Origin of the sequence: Citrobacter sp. Res13-Sevr-PEB04-36 (genome assembly GCF_015672735.1) — a bacterium.
In the GTDB taxonomy this organism is placed as follows: domain Bacteria; phylum Pseudomonadota; class Gammaproteobacteria; order Enterobacterales; family Enterobacteriaceae; genus Citrobacter.
Window position 1 is genome coordinate 1 of record NZ_JADABY010000082.1, and the last position, 25,137, is coordinate 25,137.

Consider the following 25,137-nt stretch of genomic DNA (forward strand, 5'->3'; position numbering starts at 1 on the left):
TTTGTACGTTAGCCTCAGGTTGATAGAACTATCTCCTGGGGCTTTTGTCTTTCCGGGACCTTGCAAATGCTCAAAGCTCAGAAAGCCTCAAGCACCCGCCGTAATTCTATTCCAGATGCCATTTCTTCGAAAAAATTAAGCCATTTGCTACGAGTCTGCTCGCAAAATAACAAGCCCCCGGATATTCCGAGGCTTAATATAGGTGTGCTGTGCCCGATGGCGCTGCGCTCATCGGGCCTACAAAATACCGCTATATGCAAGCCGGGCAAAGCAAAGCCACGCCCGGCATTTTGATTAGCGCTTATCTTCCGCCAGCAGCGGCGGGATGCTCGGCACCATTGGCGCGTCATCGATATCTTTTTGCGTCATGCGAAACGCCTGCGGGTAATGTTCACGACTGGTGCGGCGTAGCGGTTCAGTATTACGCCAGGTGTACAGGCAATGCTGGCACTGGTATACCGTCCAGACACCTTTCACCGGCGAGGTTGCCATCACTTCAATATGTTCATCAGCACAACGTGGACAAATCATCTGCTACTCCTTATTTACGGTTGGCCAGCATGGCGGTCAGCTTTTCAGCCCAGGCTTTAGTTTCCGGTAAATCGCATACCGGTTGGCTGTAGTGACCACGGTTATCCGGTGCAACCGGGGTGGTGGCATCAATGACCAGCTTATCGGTGATCCCTGCCGGGCTGGAACCCGGATCCAACTCCAGCACCGACATGTTCGGTAACTGCACCAGATCGCCTGCCGGGTTGACCTTCGACGACAGCGCCCACATCACCTGCGGCAGGTTGAACGGGTCAACGTCTTCATCGACCATAATCACCATCTTCACGTAGCCCAGGCCGTGCGGCGTGGTCATCGCCCGCAGGCCAACCGCGCGTGCAAAACCACCGTAGCGCTTTTTGGTAGAAATAATCGCCAGTAGACCGTGGGTGTACATGGCGTTCACCGCCTGCACTTCCGGGAATTCCGCTTTCAGCTGCTGATACAGCGGCACACAGGTCGCGGGGCCCATCAGGTAGTCGATTTCAGTCCACGGCATACCCAGATACAGCGATTCAAAAATCGGTTTAGTACGGTAAGAGACTTTATCGATACGCACCACGGTCATGTTGCGTCCCCCGGAATAGTGACCGGTAAACTCACCAAACGGGCCTTCGATTTCACGTTTACGGCTTTCGATGACTCCTTCGAGGATCACCTCAGAGCCCCACGGTACGTCAAAACCGGTGAGCGGCGCGGTAGCGATCGGGTACGGGCTTTCACGCAGCGCTCCCGCCATTTCATATTCGGACTGATCGTACTTCAGCGGCGTGGCGCCCATCAGGGTGATTATCGGATCGTTGCCCAGGGTGATCGCTATCGGCAGATCTTCGCCGCGTTCTTCGGCTTTATGCAGATGCAGCGCGATGTCGTGCATCGGCACCGGCTGCAGGCCAAGCTTACGTTTGCCCTTCACTTCCATGCGGTAGATGCCGACGTTTTGCTTGCCGAAGTTATCCGGATCCAGCGGATCGCGCGACACCACACAGGCTTTGTCGAGATAGAAGCCCCCGTCGCCGTCGTTCAAACGAAACAGCGGCAGAATGTCGAACAGGTTGATGTCTTCACCGTCGACGGTATTCTCAGCCCATGCCGGGTTCGCACGGCGTTCCGGGGCAATCGGAAATTTATCCCAGCGACGGATAAACTCATCAATCTGTTTTCTGACCGGCGTATTGATCGGCAGCCCCATCGAAATGGCGTGGTTTTGCCATGAGCCGATGGTGTTCATCGCCACACGGGCATCGGTAAAGCCGCGAATATTATCAAACCACAGCGCCGGTGCGCCGTCGCCGATACGCCCGGTCGCATTGGCGGCCGCGGCCAGATCTGGCTCAGCGTTCACCTCTTCACTGATTTTCAGCAATTGCCCCTGGTCGTCCAGCGCCTGCAAGAAACCACGCAAATCATCAAATGCCATTATTCATTCTCCTGTGAAAAATTCTGCGCCGGCCGTAAACCCTGCCAGCGACGAGCGTTCGGGTGTTCCAGACCAAACTGATCGAGCACGCGCGCCACAATGTGCTGCGTGATGTCGTCGATCGTTTGGGGATGGTTATAAAACGCGGGCATGGGCGGCACCATCGCGACGCCCATGCGGGAAAGTGCGAGCATATTTTCCAGATGAATGGTACTCAGCGGCATTTCACGCGGCACCAGTACCAGCTTGCGCCCTTCTTTTAGCACCACGTCGGCTGCTCGCCCCACCAGACCCTCGGCATAGCCCGCGCGGATACCCGCAAGCGTTTTCATGCTGCAGGGGATAATAATCATGCCGTTGGTGTGAAATGAGCCGGAAGAGATCGTCGCCGCCTGGTCCGCCGGGTTGTGGCAATAATCCGCCAGCGCAGACACCTCGCGAACGCTGTACAGCGTTTCCAGTTCAATGGTGGTTTTTGCCCACTTCGACAACACCAGATGTGTTTCCACTTCGGGCATTTCCCGCAGCGCCTGCAGTAGCGACACACCAAGCGGTGCTCCCGTTGCGCCGGTCATTCCTACGATCAGTCTCATTTCATTCCTTACAATTCGTTCGCATACGAACGTTTTAATTAAAATACGCTCGTGACACATTTCAGGCAAGGATGACTCGCACAAATAGCTAAAGAAACGATCGTTAAAAAATGACGCGTTACCCGCTATGATAGAGGCCGATAGCTATTCCGGAGTTCCCATGCAGTTACGAAATAAAGCTTTTCATCTGTTACGTCAGCTTTTTCAACAACATACATCACGCTGGCAGCACGAATTACCGGAACTTACAAAACCGCAGTACGCGGTAATGCGCGCCATTGCCGAACAACCCGGCATTGAACAGGTTGCTCTCACCGAAGCCGCGGTCTGCACCAAGGCTACCCTCGCAGAAATGCTGAGCCGGATGGAACAACGCGAACTGGTTAAACGTGAACACTTCCCGGCGGATAAGCGTCGGCGGTTTGTCTATTTGACTGAGAAAGGTGAAGCTCTGCTGACAAGCGCAGCGCCGCTGGGTGATAGCATCGATAATGAGTTTCTGGGCAGGCTAAGCGAGGAAGAGCGCGAACAGTTTACCCGTCTGGTACGTAAGATGATGAAGTAATTGACCGGATGGCCGCTACAGCTGATGTCTTTGTCGGCCCGATAAGCAACGCGCCATCGGGCAATAAACCAAGAAAAAGGCCAGTCTCAGTGAGGCTGGCCTTTCTTGATTGAACTGTGCTTACTCGCGGAACAGCGCTTCGATATTCAGTCCCTGTGTCTGCAGGATTTCACGCAGACGACGCAGACCTTCAACCTGAATCTGACGAACACGTTCACGGGTGAGGCCAATTTCACGGCCCACATCTTCCAGTGTCGCAGCTTCGTACCCCAGCAAACCGAAACGACGTGCCAGCACTTCACGCTGTTTGGCGTTCAGTTCGAACAGCCATTTGACGATGCTCTGTTTCATATCATCGTCTTGCGTGGTGTCTTCCGGACCGTTTTCCTTTTCGTCGGCCAGAATATCCAGCAACGCTTTTTCGGAATCGCCACCCAGAGGGGTGTCTACCGAGGTAATGCGCTCGTTGAGTCGGAGCATACGGCTGACGTCATCAACCGGTTTGTCCAGTTGTTCAGCTATCTCTTCTGCGCTCGGTTCATGGTCCAGTTTATGCGACAACTCACGCGCGGTACGCAGATAGACGTTCAGCTCTTTTACTATATGGATCGGCAGTCTGATCGTACGGGTTTGGTTCATAATCGCCCGTTCGATCGTCTGGCGGATCCACCAGGTTGCGTATGTTGAGAAGCGGAACCCGCGTTCCGGGTCAAACTTCTCGACGGCACGGATAAGCCCCAGATTGCCCTCTTCAATCAGATCCAGCAACGCCAGACCACGATTGCCATAACGACGGGCAATTTTAACCACCAGACGCAGGTTACTTTCAATCATGCGACGGCGAGAGGCAATATCTCCACGCAGTGCGCGACGCGCGAAATATACTTCTTCTTCGGCTGTTAACAGTGGCGAATAACCAATCTCACCAAGGTAAAGCTGAGTCGCGTCCAACACACGCTGTGTGGCCCCTTGCGATAACAGCTCCTCTTCAGCCAGGTCGTTATCACTGGGTTCCTCTTCACTCAAGGCTTTTTCATCAAAAGCCTCTACTCCGTTCTCATCAAATTCCGCGTCTTCATTTAAATCATGAACTTTCAGCGTATTCTGACTCATAAAGGTGGCTCCTACCCGTGATCCCTAAACGGAACTAGCAAGTGAAAGCCTGGTTCCGCCGAATTATCGCTGCGGTAAATAGCGCAGCGGGTTTACGGATTTCCCCTTGTAACGAATTTCAAAATGCAAGCGTGTAGAACTGGTTCCGGTACTACCCATGGTAGCTATTTTCTGCCCCGCCTTGATTTCTTGTTGTTCCCGGACCAGCATTGTATCGTTATGGGCGTAGGCACTCAGGTAATCATCGTTGTGCTTGATGATAATAAGATTACCGTAACCACGCAGTGCGTTACCGGCATATACGACGCGTCCATCTGCGGTCGCGACAATAGCCTGTCCCTTACTGCCTGCAATGTCGATCCCTTTATTGCCACCTTCGGTAGCCGCGAAGTTTTCGATCACTTTGCCGTCAGTCGGCCAACGCCAGGTAGAGATTGGCGCACTGGTAGACGTTGAGCTTGCAGTTGATTCGGTTGCGCTAACTGCTGGTGCCGTTACTGGCGCTGTGACAACTGTCCCAGCAGGCTTGTTGTTCGGCAACATTTTGTTAGCACTTTGTTCACCTGAATCCTCAGAATACGTAATTGTTGGTTTCGAAGCAACAGCAACGGTGGAATTTTGTGCAGGGTTGGTCACAACTCCTTGCTGTGCTGCATCCGCCTGAGTGATGGCATTACCACCGGTAATCGGCGTACCTGATGCGTTACCCACTTGCAGAGTTTGTCCCACATTCAGGCCATACGGGGCCGGAACGTTATTGCGTTGGGCGAGGTCACGGAAATCGTTCCCGGTTATCCAGGCAATATAGAAAAGCGTATCGCCTTTCTTAACCGTGTAGGTACTGCCACCGGTATAGCTACCTTTCGGAATGTTCCCATACTTACGGTTGTACACAATGCGTCCGTTTTCCGTTTGCACAGGCTGCTGTGCAACGGACTGAATTTGCGTTGGCTGCGCGACCGGAGTCTGCACCGATTGGATCTGCGGCGTTTGCTGTGCTGTCGCCGTCGTGCCCATTTTTGGTGGAGGCGTGATTAGCATGCCAGAATTGGTGTTCGTTGATGCTCCGCCGTCAACAGAATTGACCGGCGCTGGCGGATTCGAAGTGTTAGAACAGCCTGCCAGCCATAACGAAACCAGTGACAATGCCGCCATGCGGCGAACGGTAAATTTGTGGCTTCCCGCGCTCATTTATCCCCCAGGAAAAATTGGTTAATAACCAGTGACGTAATCACCGTGCAAGGCTTCGGGCTGGACACTGGAAAACGTGACCACGATACGCTTACTAATTCCAGAATATCCAGGAAAACTCCAGGTATTCAAAACCTGTATCTACGCTAACTCCCCTTTAACTAAGGGAACGAAGCGTACAGCCTCCACGGTATCGATAATAAATTCGCCTCCCCGACGACGCACCCGTTTCAAATACTGGTGCTCGTCGCCCACGGGTAAGACGAGAATGCCGCCTTCATCCAACTGCGTCATTAACGCTGTAGGTATTTCCGGCGGTGCTGCTGTCACAATGATGGCGTCAAACGGCGCTCGCGCCTGCCAGCCTTGCCATCCATCACCATGACGGGTCGAAACATTATGTAAATCAAGCTGTTTCAGGCGGCGACGTGCCTGCCATTGCAAGCCTTTAATACGCTCAACAGAGCATACATGCTGCACCAGATGCGCCAGAATCGCCGTCTGGTAACCCGAACCCGTGCCAATTTCCAGCACGCGTGATTGCGGCGTCAGTTCGAGCAACTCGGTCATGCGCGCAACCATATAAGGCTGCGAAATCGTCTGCCCCTGACCAATCGGCAGGGCGATATTTTCCCAGGCCTTATGTTCAAACGCCTCATCAATGAATTTTTCACGCGGCACGGCGGCGAGCGCATCAAGAACCAGCTCATCTCTGATGCCCTGCGCACGTAATTGTTCAAGAAGAGTGTGTACGCGTCTGCTTACCATTGCGTGTCGACTCCCACGCTGTCTAACCAGTCAGAAACCACCTGATGCGCGCCGTATGCGGTTAAATCGACATGCAGCGGCGTGATGGAAACATAACCTTCATCGACGGCGGCAAAATCCGTATCCGGCCCGGCGTCGCATTTTTCGCCCGGTGGTCCAATCCAGTAAAGCGTATTACCGCGCGGGTCCTGCTGCGGAATAACCTGATCCGCAGGATGTCGACTGCCGCAGCGGGTGACGCGAATACCTTTAATCTGATCCAGCGGCAAATCCGGTACGTTGATATTCAGAATACGCCCGGTACGCAGCGGTTCGCGGCTTAACGCGCGTAAAATACGACAGGTTATCGCGGCTGCGGTATCGTAGTGTTTATGACCATCCAGTGAAACCGCCAGCGCGGGAAAACCCAGGTGTCGACCTTCCATCGCCGCAGCAACGGTTCCAGAATAAATGACATCATCGCCCAGATTAGGGCCGGCGTTAATCCCGGAAACCACAATGTCCGGACGCGGACGCATTAATGCGTTTACACCCAGATAGACGCAGTCGGTAGGCGTGCCCATTTGCACGGCGATATCACCGTTTTCAAAGGTGAAAGTGCGAAGCGAGGATTCCAGCGTCAGCGAGTTAGACGCGCCACTGCGGTTACGATCCGGGGCAACCACCTGTACGTCAGCAAACTCACGCAGCGCTTTCGCCAGCGTTTGTATACCGGGTGCATGAACCCCATCATCGTTACTCAGCAATATACGCATAATCACCCGTTGTGTTAATAAGTTCCCTTACTACACTGGTGGCAAAGCTACCTGCCGGTAGCCAGAAGCGTAACTCAACGGTTACGTCATCCCACCAGTTCCAGCTTAATTGTTGTGGATACAGCAGCATAGCGCGACGCGATGCGTCGACTTTCTCACGCAATAATAAAGACTGCAGCACGCCTTCATCGGCAATGGCGGCCTGTTCAAACGCCAGCGCGTCGCGCTGAGTTCCCCACTCACCGCAGCCGGGTAATGCTGCTGTAATCATTAATTCTTTGTCATTAACGCGACGCTGTAATTCAGCCTGTTCTTCCGGTGTGGCAACAAACCAACTTCCGCGTCCAGACAATTGTAGCGCATCGCCGTCAACAACTTGATTAAAGTCTGTTTTTTTCAACCGTTCATTGACTATCTGATTAAACAACGCGCTGCGGGCTGCCGACAACCAAAAACTGCGTTTATTGCGATCGCGCACCGGCGCATCGCTTTGTGCCCAGCGCAGCGCTCCTTGCAGGTTACTGCCGCCAATGCCAAAACGTTGGGCACCAAAATAGTTCGGTACGCCACGCTCGCTAATAGCCTGCAAACGCGCTTCAACGTCATCACGCGCACTGACTTCACGCAGCACCAGCGTAAAGCCATTACCTTTCAAGGCGCCTAAACGCAGCTTACGCTTGTGGCGGGCGTACTCCAGCACTTTACAGCCTTCAAGCTCAAATTTGCTTAAATCAGGCATGACGTTGCCCGGCACGCGCGCGCACAGCCATTGTTCCGTAACCGCATGCTTATCTTTCTGCCCGGCGAAGCTGACTTCACGAGCATGAATTTTCAGAAACTTTGCCAGCGCATCCGCCACAAAACGGGTGTTACAACCGTTCTTCAGGATGCGTACCAGAACGTGCTCACCTTCTCCATCCGGCTCGAAGCCTAAATCTTCGACCACCACAAAATCTTCTGGATTCGCTTTCAATACGCCGCGGCCCTGCGGTTTACCGTGGAGATATGTCAGATTTTCAAACTCTGTCATTTTGCGGCCTTAATGAGTAGCGCCACCGCTTCACAGGCAATCCCTTCCCCGCGCCCGGTAAAGCCGAGTTTCTCCGTGGTGGTCGCTTTTACGTTAACATCATCCATATGGCAGCCGAGATCTTCGGCAATAAACACACGCATTTGCGGAATGTGCGGCAGCATCTTCGGTGCCTGAGCAATAATCGTCACATCCACATTACCGAGGGTGTAGCCTTTGGCCTGAATACGACGCCAGGCTTCACGTAATAATTCGCGGCTGTCAGCCCCTTTAAAGGCCGGATCGGTGTCCGGGAACAGTTTACCGATATCGCCCAGTGCCGCTGCGCCCAACAGCGCATCGGTCAACGCGTGTAACGCGACGTCGCCATCAGAATGCGCCAGCAGTCCCTTTTCATACGGGATGCGCACGCCACCAATGATAATTGGGCCTACACCGCCAAAGGCGTGTACGTCAAAACCGTGTCCAATTCGCATTATGCATTCTCCTGATATACACATCATCCTTCAAGCTGCCTCTTTGTTGGCCGCCTTTGTTCCCCCAGTCACTGACTTATGTAAGCTCCAGGGGATTCACTCAGTTGCCGCCTTGATGCAGCTTGAATGATTTTGTGTCTAGATTCTTCGGGTCAGATAAAATTCCGCAAGCGCCAGATCTTCCGGACGGGTAACTTTAATATTATCAGCGCGTCCTTCGACAAGCTGTGGATGAAAACCGCAATATTCCAGCGCCGAGGCTTCATCAGTAATGGTCGCGCCTTCGTTGAGCGCCCGGGTCAGGCAGTCGTGTAACAACTCGCGAGGGAAAAACTGCGGCGTCAACGCATGCCATAAATCAGTGCGATCGACTGTATGAGCGATGTCTATTCGTCCCGGCTCCGCGCGCTTCATCGTGTCACGCACCGGTACGGCCAGGATCCCGCCTGTTCGACTGGTTTCGCTTATCGCCAGTAAACGGGATAAATCGTCCTGATGCAGGCACGGTCTGGCAGCATCATGCACCAGCACCCAATGGGCATTTCCGACGGCTTGCAAACCGGCTAGCACCGAATCGGCACGCTCATTACCGCCATCCACCACGGTGATTTGCGGATGCGCTGCGAGAGAAAGTTCTGCAAAGCGGCTGTCGCCAGGGCTGATTGCAATGACGACATGCGTCACCCGGGGATGCGCCAGTAGCGCAGCAACCGAGTGCTCAAGAATGGTTTTATTGCCGATGGAGAGATACTGCTTAGGACACTCCGATTGCATTCGGCGGCCAAATCCGGCAGCCGGTACCACGGCGCAAACGTCCAATAAAGTGGCTGCCATGTTAAATCCTTGGCTGGTTTATCGATTGTTTTGCCCTGCAGTCTGAGCGCGTTTAGACGCGTCAGGCACCAGACGATAAAAGGTTTCGCCCGGCTTAGTCATGCTGAGTTCGTTGCGAGCACGCTCTTCAATCGCTTCCTGACCGCCATTGAGATCGTCAATTTCGGCAAAAAGCTGATCGTTACGCGCTTTAAGTTTCGCATTTGTAGCTTGCTGCGCAGCCACATCATCGTTGACGCGGCTATAGTCATGTATGCCGTTCTTACCGAACCACAGCGAATACTGGAGCCAGACCAATAAAGCCAGCAACAGCAGCGTTAGTTTACCCATCCTGCCCCCTGAAAAACGGCATTATCATCCCATAACTTCCACAGACGCTTCTCCGTCCGCAGGCGGGAATACCGCGACAACGCGGGCAAATGTACCACATTTGCCCGTTGTTACGTATACCCCGTGTAAGGAGAACATAATCTCATTGTTGGTTACGGTTTGAATTATGACCAGCCCGAGTTCAGCATCAGTAGTCATACAAAGCGAAGGGATATAGCCTAGCCAAGAAGCCACATAAATAATGCCCCGAACATCAAACCCACCGTCAACAGGGTACTCGTCATGCTCAGGAACAGGCGCCCGTTCATTAACGAGTGCAGGGCAATACCCGCCACAATTGCAACAGGCAGCAACGCCAGAAAAAACGGCCAGGTATAGATGAAGAAAAACAAGGTGTTAGGGCCATACATAAGACATGGAATACCCAGAGCCAACAACCACGCCACAAAACCGACCACGGCACCTGGTAATGACCAGGTAGTTTCGTCGTCGGTGCTAAAGGTGTCTGACTCTGTAATAGTAATGTTATGGCTGTTACGCATAGCTAATCCTGTGACCTTGACTGACCGAGCCGATAAGCTCGGGGATGTCTCAGGATCTGATAATATCTTCCTGCCTCAGCAGGTCTAATAATTGAGGGACCAAATTTGTTACCAATTGTTCACCATCCAGGTGAATCTCTGGCGATTCAGGCGCTTCGTACACCGCGTCAATTCCAGTGAAATTGCGCAGTTCCCCCGCCCGGGCTTTTTTATACAGCCCTTTCGGATCGCGGGCTTCACAGGTTGCCAGCGGCGTATCGACAAACACCTCTATAAATCGCCCCTCGCCGACACGCTCGCGGACCATTTGCCGCTCAGCGCGATGCGGGGAGATAAATGCCGTCAGCACCACCAGCCCGGCATCCACCATCAGGCTAGCGACTTCCCCCACCCGCCGGATGTTCTCCTTGCGATCGGCGTCACTAAAACCCAGATCGCTGCACAGGCCGTGGCGCACGTTATCGCCATCCAGCAGCCAGGTGCTGACGCCCAACCGATGCAGCACCTCTTCCAGCGCCCCCGCCACCGTTGATTTACCGGAGCCAGAGAGCCCGGTAAACCAAACAACCGCCCCTTTATGCCCGTGCAGCACTTCGCGATCTTCACGCGTTACCGCATGGGCATGCCAGACGACGTTTTCGTCATGCAGGGCCATTACTTTTCTCCCAGCAAATCACGTGCATTCCAGTGCGGGAAGTGACGACGCACCAGCGCATTCAGTTCCAGTTCAAACGCGCTGAACGGGGATGTCGTGGCCTGTTCTTGCTCGATAGGCTCACGGACCAGTCCCGCACCCACGGTAACGTTGGTCAGGCGGTCAATGATAATCAGCCCGCCCGTCACCGGGTTATGCTGATAGGTGTCCAGCACCAGCGGTTCATCAAACGTCAAATTAACCAGGCCAATACCGTTGAGCGGCAGCGCGTCAACGTCACGCTGAGTCAGGTTATTGATATCAACCTGATACTGCACGCTATCTACGCGGGCACGCGTCTTCTTGCCCGCCACTTTGATGTCATAACTCTGACCTTCCGACAGCGGTTGTTCTGCCATCCATACCACGTCAACGGCGGCGTGTTGTACCGCAGGCAAAGCTTCGCGAGCATCCAACAGCAGGTCGCCACGGCTGATGTCGATTTCATCTTTCAGCACCAGAGTAATCGCTTCACCCGCATGCGCTTCCTGTAGGTCGCCGTCAAAGGTGACGATCCGCGCGACGCTTGACTCAACGCCAGACGGCAGCACTTTAACTCGCTGTCCCACCGTTACGCGACCGGAGGCCAGGGTTCCGGCATAGCCACGAAAATCCAGGTTCGGGCGATTCACATACTGCACCGGGAAACGCATCGGTTGGGTTTCGACAGCACGCTGGATCTCTACCGTTTCCAGAACTTCCAGCAGCGTCGGGCCGCTATACCATGACATGTTCTCACTCTGGGAGGCCACGTTGTCGCCTTCCAGCGCAGAAAGCGGCACAAAGCGAATGTCCAGATTGCCCGGCAACTGTTCGGCAAAGGTCAGATAATCTTCGCGAATTCGGGTAAATGTTTCTTCGCTGAAGCTCACCAGATCCATTTTGTTGATTGCCACCACCAGATGCTTGATCCCCAACAGCGTGGAGATAAAACTGTGGCGACGGGTCTGGTCGAGCACACCTTTACGTGCATCAATCAACAGGATCGCCAAGTCGCATGTGGATGCACCGGTCGCCATGTTGCGGGTGTACTGCTCGTGCCCAGGGGTATCGGCAATAATAAATTTGCGCTTCTCAGTGGAGAAATATCGGTAGGCCACGTCGATGGTGATCCCCTGCTCACGCTCGGCCTGCAGTCCGTCAACCAGCAGCGCCAGATCCAGTTTTTCGCCCTGGGTGCCATGACGTTTACTGTCATTATGCAGCGATGAGAGCTGATCTTCGTAAATCTGGCGTGTATCGTGCAGCAGACGGCCAATCAGCGTGCTTTTACCGTCATCCACGCTGCCGCAGGTTAAAAAACGCAGCAAGCTTTTGTGTTGTTGGGCAACCATCCAGGCTTCAACGCCGCCTTCATTAGCAATTTGTTGTGCAAGTGTCGTATTCATGGCGGCTCCTTAGAAATACCCCTGACGTTTCTTCAGCTCCATGGAGCCCGCCTGGTCGCGGTCGATCACGCGGCCCTGACGTTCACTGGTGGTTGAAACCAGCATCTCTTCAATGATTTCCGGCAGCGTCTGCGCGTTTGACTCTACGGCGCCGGTAAGCGGCCAGCAGCCAAGCGTGCGGAAACGCACCATGCGTTTTTTGATAACCTCACCAGGCTGCAGATCGATCCTGTCGTCATCGATCATCATCAGCATACCGTCACGTTCCAGCACCGGGCGCTCCGCAGCCAGGTACAGCGGCACAATGTCGATATTTTCCAACCAGATGTACTGCCAGATATCCTGCTCGGTCCAGTTGGAGAGCGGGAACACGCGAATGCTTTCGCCTTTGTTAATCTGCCCGTTGTAGTTGTGCCACAATTCCGGGCGCTGGTTTTTCGGGTCCCAGCGATGAAAGCGGTCACGGAAAGAGTAGATACGCTCTTTAGCACGTGATTTCTCTTCATCACGGCGGGCGCCGCCAAACGCGGCATCAAAGCCGTATTTGTTCAGCGCCTGCTTCAGCCCTTCGGTTTTCATAATGTCAGTATGCTTGGCGCTGCCGTGAACAAACGGGTTAATGCCCATCGCCACCCCTTCCGGATTTTTATGTACCAGCAGCTCGCAACCGTAGGTTTTTGCCGTGCGGTCACGGAATTCATACATCTCGCTGAATTTCCAGCCAGTATCCACATGTAGCAACGGGAACGGCAGCGTGCCGGGATAAAACGCTTTGCGCGCCAGATGCAGCATTACGCTGGAGTCTTTGCCGATGGAATACATCATCACCGGATTAGAAAACTCGGCGGCCACCTCACGAATAATATGGATGCTTTCCGCTTCCAGTTGCCGCAGGTGGGTAAGTCGTTTTTGATCCATAACCGTTCCTATGTAATGCCGTTATTGTTCTAACGATGCTCAGATAACTCGACTATAGGGAGGGCAAGAGAACGAATGAAATTACGAATTGGAATGAGTAGTTCCTCAAAGGAATAACGATCTGGAAAAGCAAATATCAAAAAGTGCTTAAGCCGCCGGATTTCGGGCATTTAGGAGCAAATGAAATTGTTTTACCCCGATCACGGTTTCATACTAGCGGGTAAAAATTTATGCTTGGTATTTAAGGACTCACTATGTTTTCCGCATTGCGCCACTTTCCTGCTGCCCTGGCGCTCGGCGTGTGCTTTATCCTTCCCGCACAGGCAACCTCTTCGAAGCCCGGAGATATCGCCAACTTCCAGGCCCGCCATATTGCAACGTTTTTTCCTGGTCGCGTGACGGGCTCGCCTGCAGAAATGTTGTCTGCCGATTATTTACGTCAGCAGTTTCAGCAGATGGGATACAGCAGTGATATTCGGACGTTTAATAGCCGCTATGTGTATACCGCCAAAAATAACCATAAAAACTGGCATAACGTAACGGGTAGCACGGTAATTGCAGCACATGAAGGCAAGGCCCCGCAGCAGATTATTATTATGGCGCACCTTGATACCTACGCGCCGCAAAGCGATGCCGACTCCGATGCCAATCTCGGTGGATTAACGCTGCAAGGGATTGACGATAACGCGGCGGGTCTCGGCGTGATGCTGGAACTGGCAGAAAAACTCAAGAATGTCCCGACCGAGTACGGCATCCGCTTTATCGCCACCAGCGGAGAAGAAGAAGGCAAGCTCGGCGCAGAGAACGTACTCAAACGCATGAGCGCCGCAGAGAAGAAAAATACGCTGCTGGTGATTAATCTCGATAACCTGATCGTCGGCGATAAGCTCTATTTCAACAGTGGGCAAAAAACGCCAGAAGCAGTTCGTAAGCTCACACGCGACCGGGCGTTAGCTATCGCGCGCAGTCGCGGTATCTCCGCCAGCACTAATCCAGGTCTGAACAAGGATTACCCGAAAGGCACTGGATGTTGTAACGATGCGGAGGTGTTCGACAAAGCGGGGATTTCCGTGCTCTCCGTCGAAGCAACCAACTGGAACCTGGGCAACAAAGACGGCTATCAGCAGCGCGCAAAAACTGCCTCATTCCCTGCAGGCAACAGCTGGCACGACGTTCGGCTAGATAACCAGCAGCATATTGATAAAGCGTTACCCGGCCGGATTGAGCACCGCAGTCGCGACGTGGTACGCATTATGCTGCCACTGGTAAAAGAGCTGGCGAAGGCGAGCTAATTCACCAGTATTCTGCCCGGTAGCATGCAGATGCTTACCGGGCCTGTTACCTGTTACCCTTCGTGCAATCCGCACTCGCGCTTCAGTCCGAAGAAGCGCGTCTCTTCTTCCGCCATCCCTGGTTCCCATTTACGTGTGGTGTGGGTATCGCCTACCGACAGATAGCCCTGCTCCCACAGCGGGTGGTACTTCAGCCCGTGTTGTTGCAGGTACTGGTACACCGTACGGTTGTCCCAGTCGATTATCGGCAGCAGTTTGAACACGCCGCGCTGAATAGCCAGTACCGGCAAATGGGCACGACTGCCGGATTGCTCACGACGCAGACCGGCAAACCAGGTTTGCGCATTAAGTTCTTGCAGCGCCCGGTTCATCGGTTCAACTTTGTTGATGTCATTGTACTTCTCAATGCCTTCAACGCCCTGCTCCCACAGTTTGCCATAACGCGCTTCCTGCCAGGCAGCACTCTCTTTTGCCCGGTAAACCTGCAGATTGAGTTTGAGCGTGTCCGCTAATTCGTCAATAAACTGGTAGGTTTCCGGGAACAAATAGCCGGTATCGGTGAGGATCACCGGGATATCCGGGCGAATCTGATTCACCAGGTGCAGGCTGACTGCCGCCTGAATACCAAAGCTCGAAGAGAGCACGTAGTCACCGGGCAGATTCTCCAGCGCCCACGCCACGCGATCCTGCGCGCTCAGCTTTTCCAGCTGGCTGTTGGTTTCCGCCAGCGCCATGACGCGCTCAACTTTTGGTAGCGCGTTCAGGACGTTTAGATCGAGTCTGGACATAAGTTCCTCTCTGTATGCCTTGCCTGATGGCGCTTCGCTTATCAGGCCTACAGTCTACGTAGGCCTGATAAGGCATTCATGCCGCCATCCGGCAATTCAGGTTATTCCCAGAAATCCCGCGCGGGATCGAGCACCGGGCGAATAATGCCCGCACGCACCGTAAAATCGCCGAAGCCTTCACCCGCTTCACGCTCTTTCGCCCAGCGCCCAATCAGTTCATCCAGCATGGTCAGAATTTCTGTCTCGGTGATGTTCTCTTTGAACATCCGTGGAATACGCGTCCCGATACGGTTACCGCCCAGGTGCAGGTTGTAACGTCCCGGCGCTTTCCCGACCAGGCCGACTTCCGCCAGCATGGCACGACCACAACCGTTCGGGCAGCCCGTCACGCGCAGCACAATGTTCTCATCGCTCAACGCGTATTTCGCCATCAGGGCGTCAATGCTGTCGATAAACGTCGGCAGGAAGCGCTCAGCTTCCGCCATCGCCAGCGGACAGGTCGGGAACGACACACAGGCCATCGAGTTTTCACGCTGCGGAGTCACGGCATTCATTAAGCCGCTCTGCTGCGCAATCTTCTCGATCTTCGCCTTCTCGCTTTCCGGCACACCGGCAATGATCAGGTTCTGGTTGGCGGTAATACGGAACTCGCCTTTGTGGATCTTTGCTATCTCCAGCAACCCGGTTTTCAGCGGACGTCCCGGATAATCCAGAATACGACCATTCTCAATAAACAGCGTCAGGTGCCATTTTTTGTCGATGCCCTTCACCCAGCCGATTCGATCGCCGCGACCGGTAAATTCGTATGGGCGAATCGATTCAAATTTGATGCCCGCCCGGCGTTCTACTTCCGCCTTAAAGGTCTCAACGCCGACGCGCTCCAGCGTATATTTGGTTTTGGCGTTTTTACGGTCGGTACGGTTACCCCAGTCGCGCTGGGTGGTCACTACCGCTTCCGCGACGGCCAGCGTATGCTCCAACGGCAGATAGCCAAATTCACTGGCCGTACGTGCGTAGGTTTTCTTGTTACCGTGCTCAATAGACAGCCCACCGCCCACCAGCAGGTTGAAACCCACCAGTTTGCCGTTTTCTGCCACCGCGACGAAGTTCATGTCGTTGGCATGCAGATCGATGTCGTTTTGCGGCGGAATAACTACCGTGGTTTTGAACTTACGCGGCAGATAAGTTTGACCGAGGATCGGCTCTTCATCGGTGGTGGCGACCTTTTTCTGATCTAACCAAATTTCTGCATACGCCCGGGTGCGCGGCAGCAGGTGTTCAGAGATCTTCTTCGCCCACTCGTAAGCCTCCGCGTGTAACTCGGACTCATACGGGTTAGAGGTACACAACACGTTACGGTTCATGTCGTTGGCGGTCGCCAGCGCGTCCAGTCCGACCGAGTTGAGCATCTGATGCACCGGCTTGACGTTCTTCTTCAGAATGCCGTGAAACTGGAAAGTCTGGCGGTTGGTCAGACGGATGCTGCCGTAAATCGTGTTGTCATGGGCAAACTTATCGATTGCTTGCCACTGTTTGGTGGTAATGACCCCGCCCGGCAGACGGCAGCGCAGCAGCATCGCATGACGCGGCTCCAGCTTCTGCTCGGCGCGCTCGGCGCGAATATCGCGGTCATCCTGCTGGTACATGCCGTGAAAACGGATCAGCAGAAAGTTATCACCTTTAAAACCGCCGGTGAGGCCGTCATTTAAATCTTCCGCAATAGTGCCGCGCAGATAGTTGCTTTCCAGCTTCATACGTTCAGCGTCGGACAGCTTACCTTCGACCACCAGTGGCCCTGGATGTTTTTCACTCATTAGTAGACATCTCGCTGATAACGGCGCTCAACGCGCAGCTCACTTAAAAATTCATCCGCCGCTTCGGTATCCATCGCACCGAATTCGGCAATCACTTCCAGCAAAGCCTGCTCAACGTCTTTCGCCATGCGATTGGCGTCGCCGCAGACATAAATGTGCGCCCCGTCATTAATCCAGCGCCACAGTTCCGCACCTTGTTGGCGCAGTTTATCTTGTACGTAGACTTTTTCTTTTTGGTCGCGTGACCAGGCGAGATCGATCCGGGTAAGTACGCCCTCTTTGACATAGCGCTGCCACTCCACCTGGTAGAGAAAATCTTCGGTAAAGTGCGGATTGCCAAAGAACAGCCAGTTTTTACCCGTCGCTTCATCGGCAGCACGCTGCTGCATAAAGGCGCGGAACGGTGCAATTCCCGTCCCCGGCCCAATCATAATGACCGGTGTTTCAGGATTGGCTGGCAGGCGGAAGTTGTCGTTATGTTCAATAAACACGCGTACTTCACCTTCTTCGCCAACGCGATCGGCGAGGAAGCTCGACGCCCCACCAGCACGCGCACGACCTTCAACGTCAAAACGCACAGCACCGACGGTCACGTGTACTTCGTTTTCGACTTCCGCCTGTGAGGAGGCTATCGAGTACAGGCGCGGGGTCAGCGGACGCAGCAGACCGATTAACGCTTCCGCGTCCAGCTGCGCCGGAGAAAAGCGCAGCATGTCGACGATAGGCGTGGTGGCAGCATAGTGTTGCAACTGCGCTTTATCGCCCACCAGTGGCAGCAACGTTTCACTGCGCGTTAAGGTGGCGTAGTTTTCTACAATATTGGCTGTGTTAACTGTCAGTTCGAAGTGCCACTGCAGCGCGTCGGTAAGCGGTAGCAATTTGCCATCAACCGTGACCGGCTCGTCGCCTTTCAGCCACAGCAGTTCAACAATCTCTTTGACCAGCGCCGGATCGTTTTGATACCACACGCCGAGCGCGTCACCGGGCTGATAGCGCAGGCCGGAATCGCCCAGATCGATTTCGATATGACGCACGTCTTTTTCGGAGTCACGACCGGTGATTTTCTGGTTCACAGAAAGCGATGCGCTAAGCGGCGCTTCTTTAGTGTACGGACTGGTATGCACCTCGTTAATCGCACCGCTCGCAGCGGCCTGTACAGAAGGTGCAGCAGGCGCTCGTGCTTTCAATACATCAACCAGACGGGCGCGCCACTGCGCGGCTGCCGGTTGGTATTCAACATCTGCATCCACGCGATCCAGCAAGCGCTCACCGCCAAGCTCCGCCAGTTTACTGTCGAAGTCTTTACCGGACTGGCAGAAAAACTCATAAGAGGTATCGCCAAGGCCAAACACGGCGAAGGCGGTATTTTCAAGTTTCGGCGCTTTTTTAGAGAACAAGAATTTATGCAACGCTACCGCTTCTTCCGCCGGCTCACCCTCTCCCTGCGTCGAGGCCACCACGACCAGCAATTTCTCGTTGGCAATGTTTTTGAATTTATAGTCACCGGCATTGATCAGGGTGACATTGAGCTTCGCGGCAATAAGATCGTCACGCAGGGCTTCCGCCACACGGCGCGCATTACCGGTCTGCGAGGCGGAGATGAGCGTAATTCCCGGCATTTCGGCAGCAGGTGCAGGAATAACCGCATTAGCGCCCGGTTGCTGATTCAGCACGCCCCAGAAATAGCCAGAAACCCACGCAAGCTGCGTGGGCGAGAGATCGGTCGTGGCCGCCTGAAGGCGTACCATCTGCTCCGGGTTTAGCGGAAGCAAAGCGGAAAGTGGGGCCTGTGTCGTCATGCGTTGTCATGTTCCAGTAAGCAAAGCGGATTTAAGCAATAAAACCCAAACTGAAGATAAGGTTAACGGCGAGAATAGTAACAATTAAAGAAGGGATAGAAATAACAAATAACCAAATGAACTAACCTGTTTTATCTATAGTTATTAACGGCAAAACAGATTTAATAACCACATGATATATAAAAAGTTATTTGATATTGATTGTATGAATGTACTGTCAGGATACCCAGCGCCCGTTTAACTAATGATAAAATTCGTATTATGAGGTACCCTACGGCGGTTTTTTGCATTCTTGAGAGTAGATAATGTCCACCACCCTGTTTAAAGATTTCACCTTCGAAGCCGCTCATCGCCTACCGCACGTACCGGAAGGGCACAAATGTGGCCGTCTGCATGGTCACTCATTTATGGTGCGTCTTGAAATTACGGGTGAAGTCGATCCCCATACCGGTTGGATCATGGACTTTTCCGAGTTAAAAGCGGCATTTAAGCCGACGTACAATCGCCTTGATCACTACTATTTGAATGATATTCCGGGTCTTGAGAATCCGACCAGTGAAGTACTGGCAAAGTGGATCTGGGATGAGATGAAACCGCTGGTTCCGCTACTGAGCGCGGTGATGGTAAAAGAGACCTGCACGGCAGGCTGCGTCTATCGCGGCGAGTGATTCAGAGTCATTGCCGGATGGCGAAGCGTCTTATGCGGCCTACACGTATCTACAAGCGTAGGCCGGGCAAGCGCAGCGCACCCGGCAAAATTTATCAGGCAATATTCAGATATTTATGCGTTTGCATCGACAGACGCCAATTACGCGCAATGCAAGTATCAATACACAGGCGCGTGGCATCATCTTTCTGACTGATCGGCTGTAAAGCAATGATGCGCGGCTTATCATCGGCCAACGTCGCCAGCAGTTCATCCAGCGCTTCAATATCGCGGACGCGCCCCACCGGGTGCTTGATTTCATTGGCGCGTTCCAGCGCCTGAGATAACACGTCATAGCCACCGCGCATATTCACCTTGGGAGAGACGGTCACCCAGGTGTTCGGCGTACAGCGGACTTCATGCGTGCCGCTGGTTTCAATCTGGCAGCTAAAGCCATTCTTTTCCAGCAAGTCGGTCAGCGGCATCAGGTCGTGAATGCAGGGTTCACCACCGGTGATCACCACATGACGGGCGGTATAGCCCTGACGCTGAATCACAGCCAGCAGATCTTCGCTGCTCGCCGCGCCCCATTTATCGCTCTCTTTAGTCTTGGCCAGGATGCTGTACAGGGAGACTTCCCGATCCTCAAGCTTATCCCAGGTGTGTTTGGTATCGCACCAGGCACAGCCAACCGGGCATCCCTGTAAACGAATAAAAATGGCGGGGACGCCGGTAAAATAACCCTCACCCTGCAGGGTCTGGAACATCTCATTAATCGGGTACTGCATAGTCTTCTCAATGTGGGGATAAACGATAATTATCGCAGATCCCCGCCAAAGTATCATGCCAGATCGTTGCTTTACGACGAGATCGCCGTGACAAAGCGTGCCGTTATTTGTTGCGGACGGGTGATCGCCCCCCCAACCACTACGGTGTGCGCACCTAATGCCAGGCAGTGTGCAGCCCGTTCAGGTGTGTCGACATTCCCCTCTGCCACTACCGGCAGGCTGACTGCAGCCAATACCTCACGTAAAAAACCACAGTCGTTATCCGCGAGCACATGCCCGCGAGTCTCTGCCGTGTAGCCGTAAAGCGTCGTACCCACGCAGTCAAAACCCAGTCGTTCAGCGGCGACGGCTTCGTCTACGCTGGCGATGTCTGCCATCAACAGCACGGACGGATAGCGCGCGCGAATCTGCATAACCAACGCGTCCAGCGTTTGCCCACCGGGACGCGGACGCGCAGTCGCATCAAGGGCAATAATTTCCGGCTCAACGGTCATCAACTCATCCACTTCCTTCATAGTGGCGGTGATAAACACATCGCTACCCGGATAATCGCGTTTAATGATCCCAATGATCGGCAGTGCGACGCTTTCTTTAATGGCGCGAATGTCCACGACGCTGTTCGCACGGATACCGACAGCCCCTCCCTGCGCTGCTGCCAGTGCCATTCGTGACATAATAAACGGGCTGTGCAGAGGCTCATTTTCCAGCGCCTGACAGGAAACAATCAACTTACCTTTCAGCGAATCCAGTACAGTTTTCATTATGATAAGATCTCTTCAACTTCATTTTTGATAATGGTGACGTGCGGGCCATAAATCACCTGAACACCATTGCCACGAATAATCACGCCACGCGCTCCAGTTGCTTTCAGCGCAGCTTCATCAACCTTGCCGCCATCTTTCACCGTCACGCGTAATCGCGTGGCGCAACAATCCACCTCTTCCAGATTCTCTTTGCCCCCCAGTCCGGCAACCACTGCTGCGGCACGTTCGCTTTGAGGCAACGCGTTTTCTACTAACGTTGCGTTCTCACGGCCAGGCGTCAGCCAGCCAAAGCGGTTGATCAAATAGCGGAAGGTGAAGTAGTACAGGAAGAACCACGGCACGCCCACCATAGGAACGTACATCCAGTTGGTCTTCGCTTCGCCCTGCAATACACCAAAGAGGATGAAATCGATCAGTCCTCCCGAGAAGGTTTGCCCGATGGTGATATGTAAAATATGGGCAATCATAAATGCCAGGCCATCAAAGAAGGCGTGAATGACATATAACACGGGTGCCACGAACAGGAAGGAGAACTCAATAGGCTCAGTGATGCCGGTCAGGAAGGAAGTCAGGGCAGCAGACAGCAGCAGACCCGCGACAACTTTTTTGTTCTCTGACTTCGCCGTGTGGTACATCGCCAGACATGCCCCAAGCAGGCCGAACATCATGGTGATGAAGCGCCCGGACATAAAGCGTGAGGTACCCACATAGAACTGCTGAGTGTTCGGATCGGCAAGCTGAGCGAAGAAAATACGTTGCGTACCTTCAACTAATTGGCCGTTAACGATTTCACTGCCACCGAGCGCGGTCGTCCAGAATGGCAGATAAAAGATATGATGCAGACCCAGTGGACCAAGCATACGCAGGATAAAGCCGTACAGCAGCGTTCCCAGATAACCCGTTGCATCAACAAGGCCACCCAGTCCAAATATGAGTTTCTGGAAATGGGGCCAGACCACCGTCATTGCGGCACCGACGGCAATCGCCGCAAGCGAGCTAATAATTGGTACAAAGCGCGAGCCGCTAAAGAAACCCAGAAACTGCGGTAGCGAGACTTTATTAAAGCGACTGTGCAGCGCGCAGGTGACAAGACCAATTACCACACCACCAAACACACCTGTTTCCAGCGTCTGGATACCCAGCGTCATTCCCTGACCAACAGCCCCCGGGTTCTCATGCGCCAGCGTCCCGTTCAGGATCAGCAAAGCGTTGATAGTGGCATTCATCACCAGAAACGCCAGCAGTGCTGCAAGCCCCGCAGTGCCTTTATCCGTCTTCGCCAGACCCACCGCCACGCCAACCGCAAAAAGCACCGACAGGTTGGCAAACACAATGGAACCCGCACTGGTCATGATAGTGAAAATAGCCTGCAACCAGTCGACATCTAAGAACGGATAGGCCGTCAGCGTATTAGGGTTTGATAGTGCCCCCCCAATGCCCAGCAACAACCCCGCAGCGGGCAATATCGCAATCGGCAGCATGAACGATTTACCAAACCGCTGTGCCTTTTCAAACCACGCCCCTGACGACGCACCACTAAACATGTTCATCATTTTTTAATCTCCCTCGGTCAATGATGAAAATTTTTACCATATTAATGTTTTAAAATGAAAATTATCATCAAAATTCAGGAGGCCGATCATACTTTTTTAAAATGACTGGCATCTCTCCCCCGCTTTCCGCCACACTATCGACAGAGAAACGTATTAAGGATTTTGCATGTCAGAAAATGAAAACCTGCTGCTGAGATTGCGCCAGGGTGTGGACGGATATAGCCGAACACAACAGAAACTGGGTGAGTTTGTGCTGAGCGATCCGGCAAAAGTTGTCTACCTGACGATTACTGAGCTGGCTAGAGAAAGCGACACCAGCGAGGCTAGCGTCACACGTCTGTGCCGCGCACTAGGGTGTAAGGGCTATAACGAATTTAAGATGGCGCTGGCGCTTGATCTCCAGCACGGACAGCCAATGGAACACAGTGGCGATGAGATTGACAACGTGGTCAATGAATCTGTGCAGGCCTTGCAGGACACCGCAAAATTGCTCGACAGGACATTACTCAAAGCCGCCGCCCTCGCGCTGCACCAGGCCCAGTCGGTACAGATTTATGGCGTGGCGGCTAGTGCAATTCTGGGAGAATATCTGCATTACAAACTGCTGCGTCTGGGCAAGCCCGCACAGCTGTTCAGCGACATGCATCGTGCCGCCATGAATGCCACTACGCTTTCCAAAGACTCGCTGGTGGTGGCAATTTCCAGTTCAGGCTCCACTCGCGATCTGCTTCATGTGGTTAAACTTGCGCGTAAGCATGGCGTCCCCGTACTGGCGCTGAGCAACACACCGCGCAGTCCGCTGGCTTCGCTGAGTGATATCCAGCTGGTTGCAGCTAAACCCGAAGGACCGCTGAGCGCCGGGGCACTCAATGCCAAAGTGGGCGTAATGCTATTAGTTGAATTGCTCACCACATCGCTTATCGCGCTGGATGAAAAGTACAGCGATGTGAGTCAGCAAACCGCCAGCGCGACGCTGCCGCTGCTACTTTAAAGACATAAAAAAACCCGCCGCAGTGCTGAGGGCTCCCCACAAACTCAGCACTACGCTGTTTAAGGTAAAACACCCCTGTTCTCATTTAAATCCCTCGTAACTTGATATAAATTTTCCATACTTTAAAATAATTTTTGTGAAACCGACAGGTTAACTCAATAACAAAAAACAACAACCCGAATATTAAAAAAAAAACCCATAGTTCCCTAGAGTATTCTTGTGCAATCGAAAATACAAAAAAAGATATAACTAAAAACAGGATAATATCAACTTTAATGATATTTGCATCTGTCAATAAATAGGCTTCTTGTATATTTATTTTATTTTCATTAGCAAAGCGAATAAGTTTTTGTACTTTATACTCACTTAAACCCGCAAGTTTAACACTTTCAATTAAAGCCTTATCATTCTGATCATATATTTTGAAGAACATTTCCTTATTCCCTCAATTCGGTCCAGTTAGTACTTTCTCCACCAAGAAGTTGATAAATATTGAACCCGCTAACTGCATCGCCGATTAACTCATTAGTCCCCCCAACAGCTCCCAGGGTTCTCCAGCTGCGAATATAATCTTCCTGTATATAGCGGAATAATTTCCATGAATCTGTTCTCAACGTCCGCGTTGAGGCTGAACCGAAAGAAAGAACAAGATCTCCCGTTGAAAAAGCAATATCACCATCCTTGTCATCCCCACCCAACAACTTTGCTGCCTGGCGGTAGGCATACCTCAAAGGCATTTTTTTGGGGTCTTCATGATATAGTAAATAATAACCATTTTCCCATACATTCTCGGTCCCCTGTATCATTAAAGGAACTCCATAATTTTTACATGCAGCACCAAGGCTTGCTTTACATAAACCAAAGCCACCGATAACTTGCATTGCTCCACTAATGAATCCAACTCGTTTTAATGTTATGGTAAGTGTAGAATGCTGTTCTCTTTCACGCTCAGCTATTGCATATAATTTAATACTCCCCATCCTTAATTACATATGATATTTAGTTAAAGACATATGATATTCACGTAATCTATCCATAGCCCTGCCGAAATCTATTTTTCCATACCGATATTCATCAAGGTAATATGATGTAACTCTACGTTCCTCGATCATATATTTTGAACGAGTAACCGGGTCATGGAGATATTGAGAACAGATATCATAGACAAGTCGGTCAATCTTTTCTTTTTCACGTTGCAAATTCATTAACCCATAACTACTCAAAATAACCTCCTGTCATTTCCCGAGCAATTTATATTGAATCTTAATACTCCAAATTAAATTGATGACAAAGGGTGTAAAGAAGAGTGAAACGAGGGCTACAGCCATACAGAAGAGAACGTTTACTACAAAGAACTCTATCCCCTCCGAAAGCGATGAAAAAATTACTGCCAATAGTAAAACTAAACTCCAGGCATAATATTTCCAGGCATAGAGGAAAAATGCACGACCTAAGCTGATATTTTTCACTTTTGCCAACTTAATCAGGATAGCGGCATCTTTTTTTTTCATACCTGCTTTCGCCAGTATCTCTTCC

Annotated in this window: 28 protein-coding genes; 4 read left to right on the forward strand and 24 right to left on the reverse strand. The window is 52.6% G+C overall.

The features are described from left to right. Positions 1-294: 294 nt before the first annotated feature. From IMQ48_RS22485 to IMQ48_RS22495, 3 genes are read right to left on the reverse strand one after another with little or no spacing between them, the layout of a single operon-like run. The gene (locus IMQ48_RS22485) at positions 295-531 is read right to left on the reverse strand and encodes a non-oxidative hydroxyarylic acid decarboxylases subunit D (protein ID WP_196210729.1); all 237 of its coding nucleotides are present in this window, start codon (positions 529-531) and stop codon (positions 295-297) included. A 10-nt stretch (positions 532-541) separates the two neighbouring features. Next, positions 542-1,969: a non-oxidative hydroxyarylic acid decarboxylases subunit C gene (locus IMQ48_RS22490; RefSeq protein WP_196210730.1), complete on the reverse strand. Its 1,428-nt coding sequence runs from the start codon at positions 1,967-1,969 to the stop codon at positions 542-544. Next, entirely contained in the window at positions 1,969-2,562 is a 594-nt protein-coding gene (locus IMQ48_RS22495) for a non-oxidative hydroxyarylic acid decarboxylases subunit B (protein ID WP_196210731.1), read from the reverse strand. The genes IMQ48_RS22490 and IMQ48_RS22495 overlap by 1 nt, the downstream gene beginning before the upstream one ends. A gap of 160 nt (positions 2,563-2,722) precedes the next feature. On the opposite strand from IMQ48_RS22495, the gene IMQ48_RS22500 reads away from it, so the two are divergent. Then, on the forward strand, positions 2,723-3,127 hold the full coding sequence (locus tag IMQ48_RS22500; protein ID WP_196210732.1) for a MarR family winged helix-turn-helix transcriptional regulator: 405 nt from the start codon (positions 2,723-2,725) through the stop codon (positions 3,125-3,127). Between the two features lie 120 nt (positions 3,128-3,247). Here IMQ48_RS22500 and rpoS read toward each other — a convergent pair whose 3' ends face one another. The 12 genes from rpoS to cysD form a co-directional block, all read right to left on the reverse strand. Next, positions 3,248-4,240 carry an RNA polymerase sigma factor RpoS gene (rpoS, locus tag IMQ48_RS22505; protein ID WP_196210733.1) on the reverse strand — a complete coding sequence of 331 codons (993 nt, stop codon included), beginning with the start codon at positions 4,238-4,240 and terminating at the stop codon, positions 3,248-3,250. Positions 4,241-4,303: 63 nt separating this feature from the next. Continuing rightward, positions 4,304-5,386, reverse strand: coding sequence for a murein hydrolase activator NlpD (nlpD, locus tag IMQ48_RS22510; RefSeq protein WP_370551875.1), 1,083 nt, complete (start codon positions 5,384-5,386; stop codon positions 4,304-4,306). A 186-nt stretch (positions 5,387-5,572) separates the two neighbouring features. Next, positions 5,573-6,199 (reverse strand): protein-L-isoaspartate O-methyltransferase, encoded by a 627-nt coding sequence (pcm, locus tag IMQ48_RS22515; RefSeq protein WP_096755923.1) that lies wholly within the window; start codon positions 6,197-6,199, stop codon positions 5,573-5,575. Next, positions 6,193-6,954, reverse strand: a complete 762-nt coding sequence (gene surE, locus IMQ48_RS22520) for a 5'/3'-nucleotidase SurE (RefSeq protein ID WP_196210735.1) — start codon at positions 6,952-6,954, stop codon at positions 6,193-6,195. The genes pcm and surE overlap by 7 nt, the downstream gene beginning before the upstream one ends. Continuing rightward, positions 6,935-7,984 carry a tRNA pseudouridine(13) synthase TruD gene (gene truD, locus IMQ48_RS22525; RefSeq protein WP_196210736.1) on the reverse strand — a complete coding sequence of 350 codons (1,050 nt, stop codon included), beginning with the start codon at positions 7,982-7,984 and terminating at the stop codon, positions 6,935-6,937. The genes surE and truD overlap by 20 nt, the downstream gene beginning before the upstream one ends. After that, positions 7,981-8,460 (reverse strand): 2-C-methyl-D-erythritol 2,4-cyclodiphosphate synthase, encoded by a 480-nt coding sequence (gene ispF / locus IMQ48_RS22530; protein WP_096755920.1) that lies wholly within the window; start codon positions 8,458-8,460, stop codon positions 7,981-7,983. Before ispF ends, truD begins: the two co-directional genes overlap by 4 nt. Before the next feature lie 138 nt (positions 8,461-8,598). Next, positions 8,599-9,294, reverse strand: a complete 696-nt coding sequence (gene ispD / locus IMQ48_RS22535; RefSeq protein ID WP_196210737.1) for a 2-C-methyl-D-erythritol 4-phosphate cytidylyltransferase — start codon at positions 9,292-9,294, stop codon at positions 8,599-8,601. A gap of 18 nt (positions 9,295-9,312) precedes the next feature. After that, the gene (ftsB, locus tag IMQ48_RS22540) at positions 9,313-9,624 is read right to left on the reverse strand and encodes a cell division protein FtsB (RefSeq protein ID WP_003034163.1); all 312 of its coding nucleotides are present in this window, start codon (positions 9,622-9,624) and stop codon (positions 9,313-9,315) included. Between the two features lie 218 nt (positions 9,625-9,842). Then, a complete protein-coding gene (locus tag IMQ48_RS22545) occupies positions 9,843-10,166 on the reverse strand; it encodes a DUF3561 family protein (protein WP_196210738.1) in 324 nt (107 codons plus the stop codon). Positions 10,167-10,215: 49 nt separating this feature from the next. After that, positions 10,216-10,821, reverse strand: coding sequence for an adenylyl-sulfate kinase (cysC, locus tag IMQ48_RS22550; protein ID WP_196210739.1), 606 nt, complete (start codon positions 10,819-10,821; stop codon positions 10,216-10,218). Beyond that, positions 10,821-12,248 (reverse strand): sulfate adenylyltransferase subunit CysN, encoded by a 1,428-nt coding sequence (cysN, locus tag IMQ48_RS22555; RefSeq protein WP_196210740.1) that lies wholly within the window; start codon positions 12,246-12,248, stop codon positions 10,821-10,823. Before cysN ends, cysC begins: the two co-directional genes overlap by 1 nt. Before the next feature lie 9 nt (positions 12,249-12,257). After that, positions 12,258-13,166, reverse strand: a complete 909-nt coding sequence (cysD, locus tag IMQ48_RS22560; RefSeq protein ID WP_096755915.1) for a sulfate adenylyltransferase subunit CysD — start codon at positions 13,164-13,166, stop codon at positions 12,258-12,260. Positions 13,167-13,420: 254 nt separating this feature from the next. Between cysD and IMQ48_RS22565 the strand changes: the two genes are divergently transcribed. Beyond that, positions 13,421-14,458 carry an aminopeptidase gene (locus IMQ48_RS22565; protein ID WP_196210741.1) on the forward strand — a complete coding sequence of 346 codons (1,038 nt, stop codon included), beginning with the start codon at positions 13,421-13,423 and terminating at the stop codon, positions 14,456-14,458. A gap of 53 nt (positions 14,459-14,511) precedes the next feature. Here IMQ48_RS22565 and cysH read toward each other — a convergent pair whose 3' ends face one another. The 3 genes from cysH to cysJ all read right to left on the reverse strand — a co-directional run bounded on the left by cysH (position 14,512) and on the right by cysJ (position 18,859). Then, entirely contained in the window at positions 14,512-15,246 is a 735-nt protein-coding gene (cysH, locus tag IMQ48_RS22570) for a phosphoadenosine phosphosulfate reductase (protein ID WP_196210742.1), read from the reverse strand. A 101-nt stretch (positions 15,247-15,347) separates the two neighbouring features. Then, positions 15,348-17,060, reverse strand: a complete 1,713-nt coding sequence (gene cysI, locus IMQ48_RS22575) for an assimilatory sulfite reductase (NADPH) hemoprotein subunit (RefSeq protein ID WP_196210743.1) — start codon at positions 17,058-17,060, stop codon at positions 15,348-15,350. Beyond that, positions 17,060-18,859, reverse strand: coding sequence for an NADPH-dependent assimilatory sulfite reductase flavoprotein subunit (cysJ, locus tag IMQ48_RS22580; RefSeq protein ID WP_196210744.1), 1,800 nt, complete (start codon positions 18,857-18,859; stop codon positions 17,060-17,062). The genes cysI and cysJ overlap by 1 nt, the downstream gene beginning before the upstream one ends. Positions 18,860-19,164: 305 nt before the next feature. On the opposite strand from cysJ, the gene queD reads away from it, so the two are divergent. Then, positions 19,165-19,527 (forward strand): 6-carboxytetrahydropterin synthase QueD, encoded by a 363-nt coding sequence (gene queD / locus IMQ48_RS22585; RefSeq protein WP_181617724.1) that lies wholly within the window; start codon positions 19,165-19,167, stop codon positions 19,525-19,527. 94 nt (positions 19,528-19,621) lie between these two features. On the opposite strand, the gene queE is transcribed toward queD, so the two are convergent. The 3 genes from queE to IMQ48_RS22600 form a co-directional block, all read right to left on the reverse strand. Beyond that, a complete protein-coding gene (gene queE / locus IMQ48_RS22590; protein ID WP_196210745.1) occupies positions 19,622-20,293 on the reverse strand; it encodes a 7-carboxy-7-deazaguanine synthase QueE in 672 nt (223 codons plus the stop codon). A 71-nt stretch (positions 20,294-20,364) separates the two neighbouring features. Next, positions 20,365-21,054: an N-acetylmannosamine-6-phosphate 2-epimerase gene (locus IMQ48_RS22595; RefSeq protein WP_196210746.1), complete on the reverse strand. Its 690-nt coding sequence runs from the start codon at positions 21,052-21,054 to the stop codon at positions 20,365-20,367. Continuing rightward, positions 21,054-22,610 (reverse strand): PTS transporter subunit EIIC, encoded by a 1,557-nt coding sequence (locus IMQ48_RS22600; protein WP_196210747.1) that lies wholly within the window; start codon positions 22,608-22,610, stop codon positions 21,054-21,056. The genes IMQ48_RS22595 and IMQ48_RS22600 overlap by 1 nt, the downstream gene beginning before the upstream one ends. A 166-nt stretch (positions 22,611-22,776) precedes the next feature. Here IMQ48_RS22600 and IMQ48_RS22605 point away from each other — a divergent pair, with 166 nt between their 5' ends. Then, entirely contained in the window at positions 22,777-23,601 is an 825-nt protein-coding gene (locus IMQ48_RS22605; RefSeq protein ID WP_196210748.1) for a MurR/RpiR family transcriptional regulator, read from the forward strand. A gap of 85 nt (positions 23,602-23,686) precedes the next feature. Here the strand turns inward: IMQ48_RS22605 and IMQ48_RS22610 are convergent, their stop codons facing one another. The 3 genes from IMQ48_RS22610 to IMQ48_RS22620 all read right to left on the reverse strand — a co-directional run. Further along, entirely contained in the window at positions 23,687-24,034 is a 348-nt protein-coding gene (locus IMQ48_RS22610; RefSeq protein WP_196210749.1) for a hypothetical protein, read from the reverse strand. A gap of 4 nt (positions 24,035-24,038) precedes the next feature. Then, entirely contained in the window at positions 24,039-24,581 is a 543-nt protein-coding gene (locus tag IMQ48_RS22615) for a DUF4225 domain-containing protein (protein WP_230326529.1), read from the reverse strand. 255 nt (positions 24,582-24,836) lie between these two features. Continuing rightward, on the reverse strand, positions 24,837-25,137 hold a 301-nt coding region (locus IMQ48_RS22620; RefSeq protein WP_196210750.1), incomplete at its 5' end, for a hypothetical protein.